This window comes from Streptomyces sp. NRRL F-525, assembly GCF_000716605.1.
Classification (GTDB): Bacteria; Actinomycetota; Actinomycetes; order Streptomycetales; family Streptomycetaceae; genus Streptomyces.
Genome location: NZ_JNXE01000061.1, coordinates 1 through 17,975, shown reverse-complemented (window position 1 = coordinate 17,975; position 17,975 = coordinate 1). Strand labels below are relative to the sequence as shown.

Genomic DNA, 17,975 nt, shown 5'->3' with positions numbered 1-17,975 from the left:
GTCGTGTCCGACCAGGAGGCCTCCCAAATGACTGCCCCCCGCATTCCGCTCTCCGAGCTCGAACAGGGCATCCCGTTCGAGCAGCGCCACATCGGGCCCGACCAGGAGGCGCGGGCCAAGATGCTCGCGCAGGTCGGCTACGGCTCGCTCGACGAGCTCACGGCCGCCGCGGTCCCCGATGTGATCAAGAACGCCGACTCCCTCGACCTGCCGGGCGCCCGCACCGAGGCCGAGGTGCTGGCCGAGCTGCGTTCCCTCGCGGACCGCAACGAGGTTCTCGGTTCCATGATCGGGCTCGGGTACTACGGGACCTTCACCCCGCCCGTGATCCTGCGCAACGTCATGGAGAACCCGGCCTGGTACACGGCCTACACGCCGTATCAGCCGGAGATCTCCCAGGGGCGGCTCGAAGCGCTTCTCAATTTCCAGACGATGGTTGCTGATCTGACCGGGCTGCCCACTTCTGGGGCCTCCCTGCTCGACGAGGGGACCGCCGCCGCCGAGGCCGTGGCGCTCTCGCGGCGCATGGGCAAGAACAAGAAGGGGCTCTTCCTGGTCGACGCGGACGCGTTGCCGCAGACCATCGCCGTGATCGAGACCCGCGCCGAGCCGGCCGGTGTCGAGATCGTCGTCGCCGACCTCAGCGAGGGCATCCCGGCCGAGATCGCCGAGCGCGAGATCAACGGCGTGCTCGTGCAGTACCCGGGCGCCTCCGGAGCCGTACGCGACATCAAGCCGCTGATCGAGCAGGCGCACGCGCTCGGCGCGCTCGTCACCGTCGCCGCCGATCTGCTCGCGCTGACGCTGCTGAAGTCGCCGGGTGAGCTGGGCGCGGACATCGCGGTCGGTACGACGCAGCGGTTCGGGGTGCCGATGGGCTTCGGCGGGCCGCACGCCGGATACATGGCCGTGCACGAGAAGTTCGCGCGCAGCCTGCCCGGGCGGCTCGTGGGTGTGTCCGTGGATGCCGACGGGCACAAGGCCTACCGGCTCGCCCTGCAGACGCGTGAGCAGCACATCCGCCGGGAGAAGGCCACCAGCAACATCTGTACTGCCCAGGTGCTGCTGGCGGTCATGGCCGGGATGTACGCCGTCTACCACGGGCCCGAGGGGCTCAAGGGCATCGCGCGGCGGACGCACCGGTACGCCACGATCCTCGCCGCCGGGCTCGCTGGTGGTGGCGTCGAGGTCGTGCACGGTGGCTACTTCGACACGCTGACTGTGCGGGTTCCGGGTCGGGCCGCCGAGGTTGTCGCCGCCGCTCGCGAGGACGGGGTTAACCTGCATCTCGTGAATGCCGACCAGGTGTCCGTTGCCTGTGACGAGACCACCACGCGGGACCAACTGGCCGCCGTATGGACCGCGTTCGGGGTCGACGGGGATGTTGAGACGCTGGACGGGTCCGCCGAGGACACGTTGCCCGCCGGGTTGGTGCGCACCGATGCCTATCTCACGCACCCTGTCTTCCGGGACCACCGTTCCGAGACCGCGATGCTGCGGTACCTGCGGCGGCTCGCCGACCGGGACTACGCGCTCGACCGGGGCATGATCCCGCTCGGTTCCTGCACGATGAAGCTCAACGCGACCACCGAGATGGAGCCGGTCACCTGGCCCGAGTTCGGGCAGCTGCACCCCTTCGCGCCGGCTGAGCAGGCGCAGGGATACCTCACGCTCATCCGGGAGTTGGAGGAGCGGCTCGCCGAGGTCACCGGGTACGACAAGGTGTCGTTGCAGCCGAATGCGGGTTCGCAGGGGGAGTTGGCCGGGTTGCTCGCCGTGCGTGGGTACCACCGGGCCAATGGGGACGAGCAGCGGACTGTCTGCCTCATTCCGTCGTCCGCGCATGGGACCAATGCCGCGAGTGCCGTGATGGCCGGGATGAAGGTCGTCGTCGTGAAGACCGCCGAGGACGGTGAGATCGACGTCGAGGATCTGCGGGCGAAGATCGAGCAGTACCGTGACGAGCTTTCCGTGCTGATGATCACGTATCCGTCCACGCACGGGGTGTTCGAGGAGCACGTCGCCGACATCTGTGCGCAGGTGCACGAGGCGGGTGGGCAGGTCTATGTCGACGGGGCCAACCTCAACGCCCTTGTGGGGCTTGCCAAGCCGGGGCACTTCGGTGGGGACGTCTCGCATCTGAATCTGCACAAGACGTTCTGCATTCCGCATGGTGGTGGCGGGCCCGGGGTTGGGCCAGTGGGCGTGCGGGCGCATCTGGCGCCGTATCTGCCCAACCATCCGTTGCAGCCTGCGGCTGGGCCGGAGACGGGAGTTGGGCCGATCTCGGCGGCGCCCTGGGGGTCCGCCGGGATTCTGCCGATCTCCTGGGCTTACGTCCGGCTCATGGGTGGGGAGGGGTTGAAGCGGGCCACGCAGGTGGCTGTGCTCAGCGCCAACTACATTGCCAAGCGGCTTGAGCCGCACTACCCCGTGCTCTACACCGGGCCCGGTGGGCTTGTCGCGCACGAGTGCATCATCGATCTGCGGCCGATCAGCAAGGCGACGGGTGTCAGTGTCGACGACATCGCGAAGCGGCTCATCGACTACGGGTTCCATGCGCCGACGATGTCGTTCCCGGTGGCCGGGACGTTGATGATCGAGCCGACCGAGTCCGAGGATCTGATTGAGCTGGATCGGTTCTGCGAGGCGATGATTGCCATTCGGGGGGAGATCGAGAAGGTCGGGGCGGGGGAGTGGCCGGGTGAGGACAACCCGCTGCGGAACGCTCCGCACACGGCGGCTGCGCTCGGTGGGGAGTGGGAGCACGCGTATACGCGTGAGGAGGCGGTGTTCCCGGCGGGGGTTTCCGTTGCCGATAAGTACTGGCCGCCGGTTCGGCGGATCGACCAGGCGTTTGGGGACCGGAATCTGGTGTGTTCTTGCCCGCCGTTGGATGCGTACGAGGACTGAAAGGTCCGCTTGTAGGTCGGATGTCGGGCGCGGGTGCGCTGTGGCTGGTCGCGCAGTTCCCCGCGCCCCTATGGGGCGCTGCGGTGTCGGGTCGGTCGCGCCCTGCGGCGGAGCCGCGAATCGATGCAGTCCCGCGCCCCTATGGGGCGCTGCGGTGACGGGTCGGTGGCGCCCTGCGGCGGAGCCGCGAATCGATGGAGCCCCGTGCCGCTTTGGGGCGCTGCCGAGCCGAGTTGATCGTGGGCCCCGCGGCGGAGCCGCAAATCTCTGGCTCAGGCCGGGTACGCGTGCGTCTGGGTGGCCTTTACCGTTGCCCAGACCGATGCGCCCTGGTGTAGGTCCAGTTCGGCGGCTGCGACTGTCGTGAGGTCGGCGGTCAGGGGGAGTTCGCCGGTTAGGTCTACGCGGATCTGGTCGCCGTGGGATTCCAGGCCCGCTACCTCGCAGTGCCAGAGGTTGCGGGCGCTGGGGGTGGTGGGGCGGTCGCCGTAGAGAGTTACGGCGCTTGGTGGGAACGCTACGAAGACCTCGCCCTGCAGGTCCTCCGTGGTGGTGATCGTGGGGCCCGTGTCCAGCGTGACCGTGTGGCCGTCGGCCTGGCCCTTGTAGAGGTTGAGGCCTACCAGTTGGGCGATGTAGTCCGTGCGCGGGTGGCGGGCGATGTCCGCGGGGGTGCCCTCCTGGACGATCGTGCCCTGTTCGATCACTACCAGGCGGTCTGCCAACACCATGGCGTCCAGGGGGTCGTGGGTGACCAGGACCGCCACGGCCTCGAACTCGGCCAGGTGGCGGCGGAGTTGGGCCCGTACGTCCAGGCGGGTGCGGGCGTCCAGGGCGGCGAGGGGTTCGTCCAGGAGGAGCAGGCGTGGGCGGGTTGCCAACGCCCTTGCCACGGCTACGCGTTGGGCCTGGCCGCCGGAGAGTCTGCGGGGCTTGGCGGCCGCGTGCTCGGCCAGGCCCATCCTGTCCAGCCACTCGGCGGCGACCGCGCGGGACTCCGCCTTGGTCGCTCCCTGGCAGCGGGGGCCGAAGCCGACGTTGTCGAGGGCGGTGAGGTGGGGGAACAGGAGGTAGTCCTGGAAGACGACTCCTACCGGGCGGGACTCCGGTGGTGTGCGGTCCAACTCCGCGCCGTCCAGCCGTAGGTGACCGTCCGTCAGGCGGACCAGGCCGGCCAGGGCGCGGAGCGCGGTCGTTTTGCCTGCGCCGTTCGGGCCGAGCAGGGCTACGACGTCTCCGGGGGCGGCCGTCAGCTCTACGTCCAGGCGGAACGTGCCGCGGTCCACGACGAGGTGCGCGTCCAGGCCCTGGGTGCCGGGGAGTTCGGGGTCGAAGGGCTCGGTGTTGCTCATGACGTGGACATCCAGCGGTCCCGTAGGCCCGCCAGGACCGCGATCGATACGGCCAGCAGGACCAGGCTCAGGGCGATGGCTGCCTCGGGGTCGTTCTGGAGGGCCAAGTAGACCGCGAGCGGCATCGTTTGGGTGCGGCCGGGGAAGTTGCCGGCGAAGGTGATCGTCGCGCCGAACTCGCCCAGGGCGCGGGCCCAGGCGAGGACCGCGCCCGCTGCGATGCCCGGGGCGATCAGGGGGAGCGTGACCCGGCGGAACGCCGTGAAGCGGGAGGCGCCGAGCGTTTGGGCCGCCTCCTCGTAGCGGGGGTCCGCGGCGCGCAGGGTGCCCTCGACGCTGATGACCAGGAACGGCATCGCGACGAATGCCTCGGCGACCACCACGCCGGTGGTGGTGAAGGGGAGCGTGATGCCGAACCAGGAGTCCAGCCACTGGCCTACTACACCGTTGCGGCCGAGGGCCAAGAGGAGTGCCACGCCTCCCACCACCGGGGGCAGCACCAGCGGGAGTGTCACCAAGGCGCGGAGGAAGCCGCGGCCGGGGAACTCCGTGCGGGCCAGGACCCAGGCCAGCGGGACGCCCAGGACCAGGCTCACGACCGTCGCCGCCGTCGCGCTGAACAGGGAGAGCTGGAGCGCCTGCCAGACCTGCGTGCTGGTCAGCTGGGACGGGAGGGAGCGCCAAGGAGCCCGTACCAGAAGGGCGATCAGGGGGAGGAGCAGGAACGCCAGCCCTACCAGTGCGGGGATCAGGAGGGGGAGCGGCACCCCGCGGCCGGTCATCCGGACACGGCGACGCCGCGGACCGCCCTTGAGGGTCTCGGCCGCGGCGTCGGAGGTGTCGGGCTGGGTCACGGCTTGAGGAAGCCCGCCGCGGACAGCACCTTCTGGCCCTCTGCGGACTGCACCAGCGCGATGAACGCCTTGGCGGCGACGGCGTTGGGCGCGTTCTTCAGGAGGACGATCGGGTAGTCGTTGATCGCGTTGGCGGACTCGGGGAACTCCACGCCCTCCACCTTGCTGCCGGCCGCGTGCACATCGGTCTTGTAGACGACCGCGGCGTCGGCCTCCTTCAGCACCACCTTGTTGAGGGCGGACTTGACGTCCGCCTCGTACGACACCGGGGTGAGCTTCAACTTGCTTGCGGTGAGCGCCTTTTGGGCCGCCGCGCCGCACGGGACCGTCTTGTCGCAGAGCACGACCTTCAGCGACGACTTGGTCAGGTCCTTGAGGGAGGTCACCTTGTCGGGGTTGCCCGGCAGGGTGGCGATCTCCAGCTGGTTGCGGACGAAGGTGGCCGGCGTGCCGACCGCGTCCTTCTTGTCCGTCACGATCGCCATCGTCTTCGGGCTCGCGGCGGCGAACACGTCGGCCGGGGCACCGCCGGTGATGCTCGCGGCGAGGGTGTCGCTGCCGCCGAAGTTGAAGGTGACCTTGGTGCCCGGGTTCGCCTTCTCGAACTCCTTGCCCAGGGTCGTGAACGACTCCTGGAGCGAGGCGGCGGCGAAGACGGTGACGGTGCCGGACATCTTCGGGGACGCGGACGCCGAGGAGTCGGACTTCGAGGAGGACGAGTCGTCGCTGGAGGAGCAGGCGCTCAGGGCCAGCAGCGCGGCTGCTCCCGCACCGGCCACCTGCAGGGTCCGGCGGGTCCGACGCGCGGAACGGGTCATCACGGTTCTACTCCTCTGGTCTCTTCATGAAAGGGGCTCATGAAAGGTGTTGTCGCGCCCTGGGACGACCGCAACGGCCGTGCCGCGATGATACTGCCGCATTTGCAAGGCATAAGTCTCCTGTCGCATCGCATGAGCTGCACTATTCGCTTGCGGGGTGCGCATGTGCGTTTGTACGGGAGTGCCGTCCGGGTACCACATTCCGGGAGGTGATGGCTCGTGACGCTCGCGCAGCTCGACCTGACGGGGGACCTCGCCCGGCCCGCCCGGCTGACCGTGCCCGACCTGTTCGGCTGGCCGCTGCACCGCGTGCGGGTCAGCTTCGAGTGCGCCACCAGCGGCACCCAGGTGCACCGCTTCGCGGGCCCTCGTCTCTACGACGTCCTGTCCTCGGCCGGTCCCGGCTTCGACCCCGTCCGCCGCAAGGACCGGCTGCGTTTCCTCATCGCGGTCAGCGGTGCGGACGGGCACCACGCGCTGCTGTCCTGGGCCGAGATCGACCCCGACTTCGCTCATGCCCCTGTTCTGCTCGCCGTGAGCATCGATGACACCCCGCTGGACCGTGCGGGACCGCAACTGGTGCTTCCGCAGGACCGTTGCGGGGCCCGGCACATCAGTGGGATCAGGGCGATACGGGTGGACGGGGGGTACGCGGCGAGTCGGCCAGTGCCCGCCACACCCGGTCTCGGGTCAGCGGAAGTTCGGTGAAGCGGACGCCCGTCGCGTCGCGCAGTGCGTTGGCGAAGGCGGGTGCGACCGGGTTGAAGGGGCTCTCGCTCATCGACTTGGCGCCCAACGGGCCGATGGCGTCCGCCGTTTCCATGAAGTGCACCTCGGTGCGCGGCACGTCCGCGTACTGGGGGAGCCGGTAGCGGCGGAACGCGGCCGTCTCCACGGCACCTTGCCCGTCGATCCGTACGTTCTCGAAGAGCGTCGCGCCGAGCGCCTGGGCGACCCCGCCCTCCACCTGCCCCCGGCACTGCATCGGGTTCATCACCTTGCCCGCGTCGGCCGCGTGCACACTGCGCAGGATGCGGATCTCGCCCGTGTCCGGGTCCACGGCGACCCTGAACCACTGCGCGTTGAAGGCCACCGAGCGGGGCGTCCCGCCGAAGTGCCCGTCGGCGCTGAACTCCACCCCGACCGCCGCACCCGCCGCGTGCAGCTCCTTCAGGGTGAGACGCCCGCCCGGGTGCAGCACGGCCTCCTCGGCCAACGTGCAGTCGGCGCGCGGGAGTTGGAGGTGGGCCGCGGCGAAGTCGAGCAGGTGGTCGGCGAGGGCCCGGGAGGCGCGGAGCGTGGCCTTGCCCGCCACCACCGTGCCCGTGGAGGCGAAGGCGCCCGTGTCGTGCCGTACGACGTCGGTGTCGGACTGGCGGACGGTGATGCGGTCGACGGTGGTGGCGAGTTCACCGGCGGCGATCTGGCGGTGGACCGTGGTCGTGCCGTTGCCGAACTCCGCTGTGCCTACGGCGAGATCGAAGCTTCCGTCGGGGAGGAGGCTCGCCTTCGCGTCGGCGATGTGGCCGCCGGGCGGGCCGGTCGCGATCATCGCCAGGGCCGTGCCCTCGCCCACCAGCCAGCCGTTCGGGGGGAGTTGGGTCACCGGCTCCGTCTGGGCTCGGCGGACGATGGCGAGGCACTGGTCGAGGCCGTAGCTCGCGATGTGCAGGTCCTCCTCCTCGCCGCCGGGGGAGAGCATGGGCTCACCCGGGCCGATGATGTTCCTCGCCTTGAACTCCAGCGGGTCCAGGTCGAGTTGGCGGGCGAGTTCGTCGAGGGCCGACTCGACGGCGAACATCACCTGGCCGAGGCCGTAGCCCCGGAAGGCGCCCGCCGGGACGGTGTGCGTGTAGACGGAGAAGGCGTCGACCTTCTTGTGCGGGGCGCGGTAGACGGCCATCGACTCGCCGACGCTGTGGAACATGACGGCGGGGCCGTGGTTGCCATAGGCGCCGGTGTTGGAGACAACTCGTAGCTGGAGGGCGGTGAGTTGGCCGTCGCGGCGGGCGCCCGCCTTTACGTTGATCGTGAAGGGGTGGCGGGTGGTCGCGCCGTAGAACTGTTCCGCGCGGGTGTACTCCAGTTTCACCGGGCGGCGCAGGCGCAGGACTGCCAGGGCGACGATGTCCTCGACGAGCATCTCCTGCTTGCCGCCGAAGCCGCCGCCGACCCGGCCTGCGACGACCCGGACCTGTTCCTCGGGGAGGTCGTAGAGCGCGCAGAGGGCGCGGCGGGTGAGGAACGGGGTCTGCGAACTCGTGCGTACCGTCAGCCTATTGTCCTCGTCGAACCACGCCACCGCGCCGTGCGTCTCCAGGCTCGCGTGTTGGACGCGCTGGGTGCGGTAGGTGTCCTCGTACACGGCGTCGGCCTCCGCGAAGCCCGCCTCCACGCTGCCGATCTCGCCGTGTGCCTCGCCGACCACGTTGTTCTGCGGGCGTGAGATGCGAGCCGTAGCGGCGTCCTTGTCGTGGACGACCGGGGCGCCGGGGCGCATCGCCTCCTCCGGATCGAGGACCGGCGGCAGGATCTCGTATGTGACCTCTATGCGGCGGCAGCCCTCCTCGGCGGCGGCCTCGCTGTCGGCGACGACGGCGGCTACGCGTTGGCCGATGTAGCGGACGGTGTCGTCGAGGACGCGGGTGTCGTCCGGGTCCTCCGTGGGGTGTTCGTGGCGGGCCGTGGAGAAGTGGCGTTCCGGGGCGTCGTAGTGGGTGAACACCGCCTGGACGCCCGGGACTTGGAGGGCCGCCTCGGTGTCGATCGCGGTGATGCGGGCGTGGGCGTGCGGGGAGCGCAGGAGCTTCATGTGGAGGAGGCCGGGGACGTCGATGTCGAAGGTGTAGCGGGCCGTGCCCGTGACCACCTGGGGTCCGGCCGGGGCGGGGAGGTTGCGGCCCACGGCCTCGCCCGCGCCCGGTGCCTCGGCGTGGCAGACGCCTCGCACCGCGTCCTCGATGGCTCGGTAGCCGGTGCAGCGGCACAGATTGCCCTTGAACGCCCTTGGTAGGTCGGTGAGTTGGTCCTCGTTCAGGGCGGCCGTCGTCATCAGGAAGCCGGCCGTGCAGAAGCCGCACTGGAAGCCCTGGGCGTCCAGGAACTTCCGCTGGACGGGGTGGAGTTCACCGTCCTCGGCGGCCAACCCCTCGACTGTCGTGACGGATCGGCCGTCGGCGCGGAAGGCCGGGTAGAGGCAGCTGTGCACCGGTTCGCCGTCCACGTGGACCGTGCAGGCGCCGCAGTCGCCCGCGTCGCAGCCCTTCTTCACGCCGAACCAGCCGCGCTCGCGGAGGTAGGTGCGCAGACACTGACCCGGGCGGGGTTCGTCGGCGAAGGACCGGCCGTTGACCTCGATCTTCATGCTGCCGTCTCTCCCAGCTCCCGGCGGATCTCCTCCGCGTAGTGGAACGTCATGTGCGCCCGCCATTCCGGCAGCCCGTGGATGTCGTCGAACCACTCGTCGTCCGCCACGGCGGAGGCGATCGCCGTGCGCAGTTCCTCGGCCGTCGGGGGCAGCGGGAACCACAGGCGGAACGGGCGGACCGTCGACGCGGTGATCGTGAGCGCGAGCGAGCCGTCGAGTGGGTCCAGGGCGCCGATGACCAGGACTCCGGAGCGGCCGAGGCCGTAGAGGGAGGCCTGGCGGAAGGCCGTACGGGAGGCGAGTGCGCGGGACGGGACCGTGATCGAGCGGAGCAGCTCGCCCTCGGCCAGGTCCTTGCGGCCCGCGCCGGTCACGAAGTCGGCGACGGGGACCCGGCGTCGTAGGCCGTCCTGGGACAGGAGGAGGCACTCGGCGTCCAGGGCGGCCGTCAGGGAGATCATCGGGCCTGCGGGGAGGGCGTTGCAGAGGTTGCCGCCGACCGTCGCCATGTTCCAGATCTTGAAGGAGGCGAGGAAGGCGCGGCAGCACTGCTCGAGGAGCGGGGCAGCCGGGGTCGTCAACTCCGCCGCGAAACGGGAGAGTTGGGCGATCGTGCAGGTCGCGGCGATCTCCAGGGAACCGTCCGGGTGGCGCTCGACTGGCGTCCAGCCGGTGCGGCTCAGGTCCACCAGGCGGCGCAGGTGCGGTTGCGGCTCGGAGAAGAGATACGTGCCGCCGCCGAGCCAGGCGTCGCCCGGCCGCCAGGGTGTCGGCTGCCGGGCGTCGAGGATCTCGGCCACCGTGTTCAGGTCCATGACCGCCAGTGAAGCAACGCGGAGGCGGTCGGGACGACTGGTTCACAGCACGGAAATACCGATGTTCCCGGGCTCGATCCTGGAGGATCAACCAAGAGGCGTTTCGGGCGATTGGTCTTGCACTTACCATGCAATCACTCGCATTCACCTGGCGAATGCGAGATACGAGGAGCCGGAACCATGCACGTCGAACACCTTCTTCAGGACGAGTCCCTCGGCCTGCGCCTGCTGTGGGCCGAGGACGCCCAGCTGGCCCGGGAGATCAGCGGAGTGACCGTGACCGACCTGGAGGATCCCGCCCGTTTTGTGCGGCGGGACGAGGTGGTGCTCAGTGGGCTGGTGTGGTGGACCGCCGAGGACGGGCCCGGGCGGGCCGAGCGGTTCGTGTCCGCGCTGCGTGGTGCGGGGGCCGCCGCGCTGCTCGCGGGGGAGGAGACGCACGGTTCTGTGCCGGACGACCTCGTCGAGGCGTGTGTGCGGCACGGGGTGCCGGTGGCCGCCGTACCGGCGCACATCATGTTCCGCGCGATCACCGACACCGTGTACCTCGGTCGGTGGGGCGAGTTGAGCCGTCGGCACACGCTGCCGGAGAACGTGCGGGGGCGGCTGAGTCGGATGGCCGCGCAGGGTGCGGGCCCTGAGGCGATCGTGGCGACCGCCTTCGCGCACCTCGAACGGGCCGTCGCGTATGTGCTCACGCCCTCCGGGCGGGCGGTCGCGGCGACGCCGGTGGCCTCCGCGATACCGGTGGAGAAGGCGGCCGGACTGCTGGGGGAGGCCGTGCCCGTCGACGCGGACGGGGTCTCGCCGTACGAGCGTTGGCACCTCTATCTTCCCGATCCCGACGACGCGCCGCCGCGCATGGTGCACGAGTTGGCCTCCGTTCTCGGGCGTTGCCAGGAGGCGCGGGTGCGGGCTCGGGCCGAAGAGCGGCAGACGGCCGATGAGTTGGGGGCGTTGCTCGCTGTGCCGGGGGCGGAAGGTGCGGCTGTGGCGGCTGCGCTACGGGCTTGTGGGTTGCCGGACGACGGGCCGTACCGGGTGCTCGTCGCGGAGACCGGGGCGCGGCGGGCGGGGCTGGCGGAGGGGGCGTTGGCGGAAGTCGTCGCGCATGCGGGGCAGGGCGCTGTCGGGCGGCTGGCGGACGGTACCGCCTTCGCGGTCGTGGGCGGGGTGGAGGTCGGGGCGTTGCAGGACGTCTGGCCGCTCGTCGCCTCCGCCGAGAACGGGGTGCCGCTCTACGGCGGGACCGGCGCCCCCGTCGACACCGCCCAGGCGCTCAACGGGGCCTTGGCGGAGGCGCGTTACGCGCTCGCCTCGGCGCGGAGCACCGCTGCGGCGGGCGGCTCCGCGCTCACCGATGCCGCGACGCTCACGGGACTCGACGCGCTGCTCACCGGTGTTCCGGCCGAGGTCCGTACCGCCTACAGTCGGACCGTGCTCGGTGAACTGCGGTCCAACGCCGTGCTGTTGGAGACGCTGGAGACCTTCCTGGCCTGTGACGGTTCCTGGGCGCGGACGGCGGAGGCGCTGCATCTGCACGTCAACTCCGTGCACTACCGCATCGGCCGCATCGAGCACTTCACCGGCCGCGACCTCTCCCGCCTCTACGACCGCCTCGACCTGTGGGTGGCCCTGTTGTGCCGGACGGACAGCGCCTAACCTGCACGTTCTACGCTCCAACATGCCAGGTTCCAACATTCCAGGGGAGGTTGGGCGTGCTGCTGCGTCAGCTGGAGTACCTGGTCGCGCTCGCCCGTGAGCGGCACTTCGCGCGTGCCGCGGCGGCCTGCTACGTCTCGCAGCCCTCGCTGTCGGCCGCGATCCGGCGCCTGGAACACGAGTTGGACGTGCCGATCGTGCGGCGCGGCCGACGGTACGAGGGGCTGACCCCGGAGGGCGAGGTCGTGCTGGCCTGGGCGCACCGCATCCTGGCCGAACGGGACGCGCTGCACCAGGAGTTGTCCGCGCTGCGGGGTGGACTGACCGGCACGCTGCGGCTCGGGGTGGTGCCGACCGCGCTGCCCGCCGCCTCCCTCCTCACCACCCCGTTCTGCCTACGGCATCCCCGGGCCCGGGTCGCGCTGGAGTCGCTGTCGTCCGTCGGCATCACCCAGGGGCTCGCCGAGTTCGAGCTGGACGCGGCGATGACGTACCTGGACGACGACACGCTCCGCAACGTCCGCCGCCTCCCGCTCTACGAGGAGCGGTACGTCCTCCTCACGCCCGTCGACGGGCCACTCGCCGGTGTCTCCAAGGCCAGTTGGGCCCAGGCGGCCACGCTTCCCCTCTGCCTGCTCAACTCGCGGATGCGCAACCGCCGCATCATCGACGAGTGCTTCGCCGCCGAGGGCGCGACGGCCTCCCCGGCGATCGAGTCGGACAGCGTCGCCGGGCTCTACACCCTGCTGCCCGGGGGCCGTTGGTCCAGCGTGATCTCGCACGCCTGGCTGCACATGTTCGACGTACCGGAGGGGATGAGGGTCGTACCGCTGAAAGGGCCCGCGCACGGTCCCCGGGTCGGACTGGTCGTCGCCCGCAGTGAGCCCCAATCGGTGCTGGCGGAGGCGCTGTTGAAGGTGGCGCGGGAGGCGGGCGTGCGGGACGCGCTCGACGAGCTGCTGCACACGTACCTGGGTGGCGGCAGCTGATAGGAGCGGGCTATCCGGACATAGCAACGTTCGCTTTGACCAGGGCGATCGACCCCGAGGATCGTGAAGTGCACCTTCCGACAACGGAGTTGAGGAGCCGCGACATGGCCAAGGTTCTCTGTGTCCTGTACGACGACCCGATCGACGGATACCCGACCTCGTACGCCCGCGACGACCTGCCGGTGATCGACCACTACCCCGGCGGCCAGACCACCCCCACTCCCGAGGCGGTCGACTTCACCCCGGGCCAGCTGCTCGGCAGCGTCTCCGGTGAACTCGGCCTGCGTGCCTACCTGGAGGCGGCCGGGCACACCCTCGTCGTCACCTCCGACAAGGACGGCGAGGGCTCGGTCTTCGACCGGGAACTGGTCGACGCCGACATCGTGATCTCGCAGCCGTTCTGGCCCGCGTACCTCACCCCGGAGCGGATCGCCGCCGCCAAGAACCTCAAGCTGGCGGTCACCGCCGGCATCGGTTCCGACCACGTCGACCTCGACTCGGCGATCTCGCACGGCGTGACGGTCGCCGAAGTGACGTACTGCAACAGCATCAGCGTCGCCGAGCACGTCGTGATGATGACGCTGTCCCTCGTGCGCAACTACCTGCCGTCCCACCAGGTCGTGCTCGACGGCGGCTGGAACATCGCGGACTGCGTGGCGCGTTCGTACGACCTCGAAGGCATGCACGTTGGGACGGTCGCCGCCGGACGGATCGGGCTCGCGGTGCTGCGGCGGCTCGCGCCCTTCGACGTGAAGCTGCACTACACCGACCGGCACCGGCTTCCCGAGGACGTGGAACGGGAGTTGGGGCTGACCTGGCACGAGAGCGCCGAGGACATGGTGCCGCACTGCGACGTGGTCACCATCAACGCGCCGCTGCACCCCGAGACCGAGGGGCTGTTCGGCGACAAGCTGCTCGCGCAGATGAAGCGCGGGGCGTATCTCATCAACACCGCGCGGGCGAAGATCGTCGACCGGGACGCCGTCGACCGGGCCCTGCGCAGTGGGCAGTTGGCGGGGTACGCCGGTGACGTGTGGTTCCCGCAGCCCGCTCCGGCGGACCACCCGTGGCGCACGATGCCGCACCACGGGATGACCCCGCACATCTCCGGTTCGTCGCTGTCGGCGCAGGCGCGGTACGCGGCGGGCACGCGGGAGATCCTGGAGGCGTTCTTCGCGGGGCGGCCGATCCGGGACGAGTATCTGATCGTGGACGGGGGCGCGTTGGCGGGTACCGGCGCGCACTCCTACTCGGTCAACAAGTGACGGACGAGGTCAGCATGCCTGTTTGACGGCTGAGGCCGCGGCCCGCGTCACACCCGGTCGATGTGCACGTTCGTCGACTTCACGCGGGCGGTGGCCTCCATGCCGACCTCCAGGCCGAGTTCCTCGACGGCCTCGCGGGTCAGCAGGGAGACGAGGCGGTGCGGGCCCGCCTGGATCTCGACCTGGGCGGCGACGTCGCCGAGCTTGATCGCGGTGACGATGCCGGGGAACGCGTTGCGCACCGAGGTGTAGGAGGGGTCCTCCTCGACACCGCCCGCCTTCGCCAACTCGACCGAGAACGCGGCCAGATCGATCCCGTCGATGAGGCGGCGCCCGCCCTCGTCGCGGTGGGTCGTCACCCGGCCCGCGTCCGCCCACCGGCGCGCGGTGTCCGGGCTCACGCCGAGCAGCCGCGCCGCCTGGCCGATTGTGTAGGACTGCATAGGCGTCACCCTAGGGCCAGAAACGCAAGGCGGTGGACGGGGGGTTGGCTCTGGGGTATAACGCGATATAGCGTCAGGGCGTCGATCGGGGTGAGGGTATGTCGGGTGAGCTGACGGGCACGACCGGGTTGCGGGCCTCGCACGCGGACCGGGACCGCGTCGTGGAGGCGCTGACCGGCGCGGCGGGCGACGGCAGGCTGACCGCCGAGGAGCTGGACGAGCGCGTCGAGGCCGCCCTGACAGCCCGCACGATGGGGGAGTTGGCGATCTTGACGGCCGACCTGCCGGTGGTGGCGGGCGCGACCCCGGTCGAGGTGAAGGACGTCGCCCGCATCGAGCAGAACGGCGGTTCCACGCGGCGCGGTGACGGCTGGGTGGTGCCGCGCAGGCTGGAGATCCAGTCGCGCCTCGGCGATGTGACCCTCGACTTCACCCAGGCGGTGATCACCCAGCCGACGCTCCGTATCGACCTCGACATGCACCTCGGCGCGCTACGGCTGCTGCTGCCGCCGGGCATCGTGGTGGACACCGACTCCCTGGTGCTCAACTACGCCAAGCTCAAGACACGCGGGCCCGGTGACACGGGGGCTCCGGCCGAGCTGCGGATAGAGATCGTCGGGCAACTGGGCTTCGGCAAGGTCCTGATCCGCCGGACGCGGCGCGCGGTCAGGAAATCCCCGACGCCCTGAGGACCGACCGGGCGGTCTCGTCGTCGATCAGATGGCCCAGGTGACGCCGGACGTCGGTGCCCTGGCGCAGTGTGCCGCGTTCCATGGAGTGCCGCATGCCCGTGTCCAGCTCGTGCCAGAGCAGGGGGTTGGCGACCAGGACACGGGGGTCCAGTTCGAGCCATTGTCCGTACGTGTCCCGCAGGAGCAGGCGTGCGGAGACGTCGCCGTACTGCCGTACGACGGTCAGCGCGTCCGTGTGCACCGTGCGCCGCAGCAGCGGACTGTCCACGGTGAGCCAGCCGGGGCCCGCGGTGACGCGGTGCGGCAGCAGGACGACGAAGAGCGCGACCGACAGGGCGAACCACAGCAGCGCGCGGGTCAGGGTGAGGGTTCCGGCTTCCCCGTCGACCACCAGGGTCATGACGAGGAAGCCGAGCGCGCAGCCCGTCGCCAGCCGGGCGTCGCCACGCCAGTGGCGGTCGCTGGCCGGTTCCGGTGGGAGGGTGCTGTGCCGCATGAGGCCGACGGTAGGCCGCGCACGGCGCGCCGCGGGGGCCGCTGACGGGGCTCTTACACACCGGCGCCGGATTTTGTCGTGCCTCTTACGGTGACGTCGGCTCGGGCGGTCCCGAACGGTCGCCGGTGTGCATGCGCGGGCGCGGTGTGCCGGTCAGCCGGTGTGCACGCGCGGCCGCCGGTTGCGGTCCGGCTCCGCCTCGCGCAGGACCTCTCGGGTGACCGGGGCGACCTCGCCCTGGCCGAAGAGGAAGAAGCGGAGGAAGTTGGCGAAGGGGTTGCCCTCGGTCCACTCGAAGTACATGTGCGGGATGCGGCCCGTCGAGTCGCGGACGTGGAGCATCAGGGCGGCCAGGGCGTTCGGGATGGAGGACGACTCCAGGGTCAGGACGCGGTAGCGGCCGTGCAGGACCTCGCCGCGCACCGTCAGGCCCGCCTCGAACTCGGAGGCGTCGAGGACCGTCACCTCGACGAAGACGAAGTCCTCGCCGGGGATGTCGTTGTCGTTGCGGATCTGCTCGATCTTGTCCCGGTACTCGGCCTTGTCGCGCCGGTCGGGCTCGTTGGCGACGAAGCGGATCTTCCGGCTCGCCATGTCACGGATGAATCGTTCCGCCATGGAGTCCAACTGCACGCTCGTCACGCGAAGTTCGAAGGCACGGGCCAGCCGGGACAGCAGGGAGACCAGGATGATGCCGGCGATGAAGCAGGCGCCGATCTTCACGCCGTCGGGGCGTTCGATGACGTTCACGACGGTGACGTAGAGAAGGACCGCGGAGACGATGCCGAAGACGACGGTCCAGTTGCGCTGCTGGGCGCGACGGGCCGCGATGGTGACCGCGATCGCGGCGGAGGACATGAGGACGAGGACGCCGGTGGCGTAGGCGCCGCCCTGGGCGTCGACGCTGGCGTCGAAGATCCAGGTGACCAGGAACGCGACCAGGGTGAAGACGATCACCATCGGGCGGACCGCGCGGGCCCAGTGCGGGGCCATGCCGTAGCGGGGGAGGTAGCGCGGCATGAGGTTGAGGAGGCCGGCCATCGCGGAGGCGCCGGCGAACCACAGGATGGCGATGGTGGAGAGGTCGTAGACCGTGCCGAAGGCGTTGCCCAGGTACTCGTGCGCGAGGTAGGCGAGCGCGCGGCCGTTGGCCTGGCCGCCCGCCTTGAACTCCTTCTCCGGGATCAGCACGGTCGTGATGAAGCTGGTGGCGATCAGGAACACGCTCATGATGAGCGCGGCGGTCGTCAGCAGCTTCTTCGTGTCGCGGATACGGCCCTTGGGGTTCTCGTGGGTGTCGTCCGGGTCGCCCTCGACGTGCGGCATGACGGCGACGCCGGTCTCGAAGCCGGAGAGGCCGAGCGCGAGTTTGGGGAAGACCAGCAGGGAGACGCCGATCATCGCGAAGACGTTGCCGTGTTCGGTGGTCAGCGCGCTGCTCCAGTCGGTGACCACGTGGCCATGGGTGACCACGTGCCACATGCCGACGATCACGACGACGACGTTGAGGCTGAGGTAGGCAGCGACGAGGTACACGGCGACGCCGATCGCCTCCAGGAAGCCCTTGAGGAACACCGCGCCGAGCAGGGCGACCAGGATCAGTGTGATCAGCATCTGCTTGTCGTGCAGCATGCTCGTCAGGTGCGGGTTCTCCACGAGGTGGGTGGAGGCGTCCGCCGCCGACAGGGTGATCGTGATCAGGAAGTCCGTCGCCGCGAACCCGAGCAGGGTCAGGACGAACAGCTTGCCCTTCCAGAACGACAGCAGGCGCTCCAGCATCGCGATGGAACCCTCGCCGTGGGGGCTCTCCTCGGCGACGCGCCGGTACACGGGGAGGGCGCCGGCCAGGGTGACGATCACGAGGACGATCGTCGCGACGGGGGAGAGCAGGCCGGCGGCGAGGGCCGCGATGCCCGGCTGGTAGCCGAGGGTGGAGAAGTAGTCGACGCCGGTCAGGCACATCACCCGCCACCAGCGCTGGCCCTGGTGGACGTGCTGCTGGGGTTCCGGTGCGGTCTGCGCGACCTGGTGGCTGCCCTTGCCCATGTCGGCCAGGCCCTCCAGCATCCAGGCGCGCATACGACTGGGAGGGTGTTCGGTCGTGGCCATCGGCGTGCTCCTGGAGTGCGGGTCAGCGTGTGGGCTTTGGCCATCACGCGGACGGCGGCACCAGCGTAAGCGGAGAGTGACGCGTGGGCCCATGGATGTTGGGGCTGTGGGCGTCAATCTTGCGTTAAGACTGGACGGGTCGGTGGTGGGGGCGCATCAGGAACTGTCTCTTATACACATCTGACGCTGCCGACGAAGGC

General features: G+C 70.2%; 14 protein-coding genes. 6 read left to right on the top strand and 8 right to left on the bottom strand.

All coding sequences use genetic code 11. The features are described 5' to 3' along the window. The first annotated feature begins 27 nt into the window (after nt 1-27). Nucleotides 28-2,913, top strand: a complete 2,886-nt coding sequence (gene gcvP / locus OO69_RS46040) for an aminomethyl-transferring glycine dehydrogenase (protein ID WP_033287006.1) — start codon at nt 28-30, stop codon at nt 2,911-2,913. Nucleotides 2,914-3,185: 272 nt separating this feature from the next. Here the strand turns inward: gcvP and OO69_RS46035 are convergent, their stop codons facing one another. The 3 genes from OO69_RS46035 to modA are packed head-to-tail and all read right to left on the bottom strand — an operon-like array spanning nt 3,186 to nt 5,937. Next, nucleotides 3,186-4,265: an ABC transporter ATP-binding protein gene (locus OO69_RS46035; protein ID WP_033287005.1), complete on the bottom strand. Its 1,080-nt coding sequence runs from the start codon at nt 4,263-4,265 to the stop codon at nt 3,186-3,188. Next, nucleotides 4,262-5,119, bottom strand: a complete 858-nt coding sequence (gene modB, locus OO69_RS46030) for a molybdate ABC transporter permease subunit (protein WP_033287004.1) — start codon at nt 5,117-5,119, stop codon at nt 4,262-4,264. Before modB ends, OO69_RS46035 begins: the two co-directional genes overlap by 4 nt. Then, nucleotides 5,116-5,937 carry a molybdate ABC transporter substrate-binding protein gene (modA, locus tag OO69_RS46025; protein ID WP_033287003.1) on the bottom strand — a complete coding sequence of 274 codons (822 nt, stop codon included), beginning with the start codon at nt 5,935-5,937 and terminating at the stop codon, nt 5,116-5,118. The genes modB and modA overlap by 4 nt, the downstream gene beginning before the upstream one ends. 219 nt (nt 5,938-6,156) lie before the next feature. On the opposite strand from modA, the gene OO69_RS46020 reads away from it, so the two are divergent. Further along, on the top strand, nt 6,157-6,645 hold the full coding sequence (locus tag OO69_RS46020; protein WP_033287002.1) for a molybdopterin-dependent oxidoreductase: 489 nt from the start codon (nt 6,157-6,159) through the stop codon (nt 6,643-6,645). Here the strand turns inward: OO69_RS46020 and OO69_RS46015 are convergent. Both OO69_RS46015 and OO69_RS46010 read right to left on the bottom strand, forming a co-directional pair. Then, nucleotides 6,560-9,301 (bottom strand): molybdopterin-dependent oxidoreductase, encoded by a 2,742-nt coding sequence (locus OO69_RS46015; RefSeq protein WP_033287001.1) that lies wholly within the window; start codon nt 9,299-9,301, stop codon nt 6,560-6,562. The two genes, OO69_RS46020 and OO69_RS46015, sit on opposite strands and share 86 nt — an antisense overlap. Continuing rightward, a complete protein-coding gene (locus tag OO69_RS46010) occupies nt 9,298-10,119 on the bottom strand; it encodes an FAD binding domain-containing protein (RefSeq protein ID WP_033287000.1) in 822 nt (273 codons plus the stop codon). The genes OO69_RS46015 and OO69_RS46010 overlap by 4 nt, the downstream gene beginning before the upstream one ends. Before the next feature lie 180 nt (nt 10,120-10,299). On the opposite strand from OO69_RS46010, the gene OO69_RS46005 reads away from it, so the two are divergent. The 3 genes from OO69_RS46005 (at nt 10,300) to OO69_RS45995 (ending at nt 14,035) form a co-directional block, all read left to right on the top strand. After that, on the top strand, nt 10,300-11,781 hold the full coding sequence (locus OO69_RS46005) for a helix-turn-helix domain-containing protein (RefSeq protein ID WP_033286999.1): 1,482 nt from the start codon (nt 10,300-10,302) through the stop codon (nt 11,779-11,781). 56 nt (nt 11,782-11,837) lie between these two features. Then, nucleotides 11,838-12,770, top strand: a complete 933-nt coding sequence (locus OO69_RS46000; RefSeq protein WP_033286998.1) for a LysR family transcriptional regulator — start codon at nt 11,838-11,840, stop codon at nt 12,768-12,770. A 104-nt stretch (nt 12,771-12,874) separates the two neighbouring features. Next, the gene (locus OO69_RS45995) at nt 12,875-14,035 is read left to right on the top strand and encodes an NAD-dependent formate dehydrogenase (protein WP_019059367.1); all 1,161 of its coding nucleotides are present in this window, start codon (nt 12,875-12,877) and stop codon (nt 14,033-14,035) included. A 47-nt stretch (nt 14,036-14,082) separates the two neighbouring features. On the opposite strand, the gene OO69_RS45990 is transcribed toward OO69_RS45995, so the two are convergent. Further along, nucleotides 14,083-14,478, bottom strand: a complete 396-nt coding sequence (locus tag OO69_RS45990; protein ID WP_033286997.1) for a TOBE domain-containing protein — start codon at nt 14,476-14,478, stop codon at nt 14,083-14,085. Between the two features lie 98 nt (nt 14,479-14,576). Between OO69_RS45990 and OO69_RS45985 the strand changes: the two genes are divergently transcribed. Continuing rightward, nucleotides 14,577-15,167: a DUF1707 SHOCT-like domain-containing protein gene (locus OO69_RS45985; protein WP_033286996.1), complete on the top strand. Its 591-nt coding sequence runs from the start codon at nt 14,577-14,579 to the stop codon at nt 15,165-15,167. Here OO69_RS45985 and OO69_RS45980 read toward each other — a convergent pair. Continuing rightward, nucleotides 15,145-15,666: a hypothetical protein gene (locus tag OO69_RS45980; RefSeq protein WP_033286995.1), complete on the bottom strand. Its 522-nt coding sequence runs from the start codon at nt 15,664-15,666 to the stop codon at nt 15,145-15,147. The genes OO69_RS45985 and OO69_RS45980 overlap by 23 nt on opposite strands. Before the next feature lie 153 nt (nt 15,667-15,819). Beyond that, a complete protein-coding gene (locus OO69_RS45975) occupies nt 15,820-17,775 on the bottom strand; it encodes an APC family permease (RefSeq protein ID WP_033286994.1) in 1,956 nt (651 codons plus the stop codon). Nucleotides 17,776-17,975 lie beyond the last annotated feature (200 nt).

What these genes read in the sequence shown, in the direction of transcription:
- OO69_RS45985 (WP_033286996.1), top strand. Translation starts at nt 14,577, where the DNA reads ATGTCGGGTGAGCTGACGGGCACGACCGGGTTGCGGGCCTCGCACGCG.
- OO69_RS46035 (WP_033287005.1), bottom strand. Translation starts at nt 4,265, where the DNA reads ATGAGCAACACCGAGCCCTTCGACCCCGAACTCCCCGGCACCCAGGGC.
- gcvP (WP_033287006.1), top strand. Translation starts at nt 28, where the DNA reads ATGACTGCCCCCCGCATTCCGCTCTCCGAGCTCGAACAGGGCATCCCG.
- OO69_RS46010 (WP_033287000.1), bottom strand. Translation starts at nt 10,119, where the DNA reads ATGGACCTGAACACGGTGGCCGAGATCCTCGACGCCCGGCAGCCGACA.
- OO69_RS45990 (WP_033286997.1), bottom strand. Translation starts at nt 14,478, where the DNA reads ATGCAGTCCTACACAATCGGCCAGGCGGCGCGGCTGCTCGGCGTGAGC.
- OO69_RS46005 (WP_033286999.1), top strand. Translation starts at nt 10,300, where the DNA reads ATGCACGTCGAACACCTTCTTCAGGACGAGTCCCTCGGCCTGCGCCTG.
- OO69_RS45980 (WP_033286995.1), bottom strand. Translation starts at nt 15,666, where the DNA reads ATGCGGCACAGCACCCTCCCACCGGAACCGGCCAGCGACCGCCACTGG.
- OO69_RS45995 (WP_019059367.1), top strand. Translation starts at nt 12,875, where the DNA reads ATGGCCAAGGTTCTCTGTGTCCTGTACGACGACCCGATCGACGGATAC.
- OO69_RS45975 (WP_033286994.1), bottom strand. Translation starts at nt 17,775, where the DNA reads ATGGCCACGACCGAACACCCTCCCAGTCGTATGCGCGCCTGGATGCTG.
- modA (WP_033287003.1), bottom strand. Translation starts at nt 5,937, where the DNA reads ATGACCCGTTCCGCGCGTCGGACCCGCCGGACCCTGCAGGTGGCCGGT.
- OO69_RS46015 (WP_033287001.1), bottom strand. Translation starts at nt 9,301, where the DNA reads ATGAAGATCGAGGTCAACGGCCGGTCCTTCGCCGACGAACCCCGCCCG.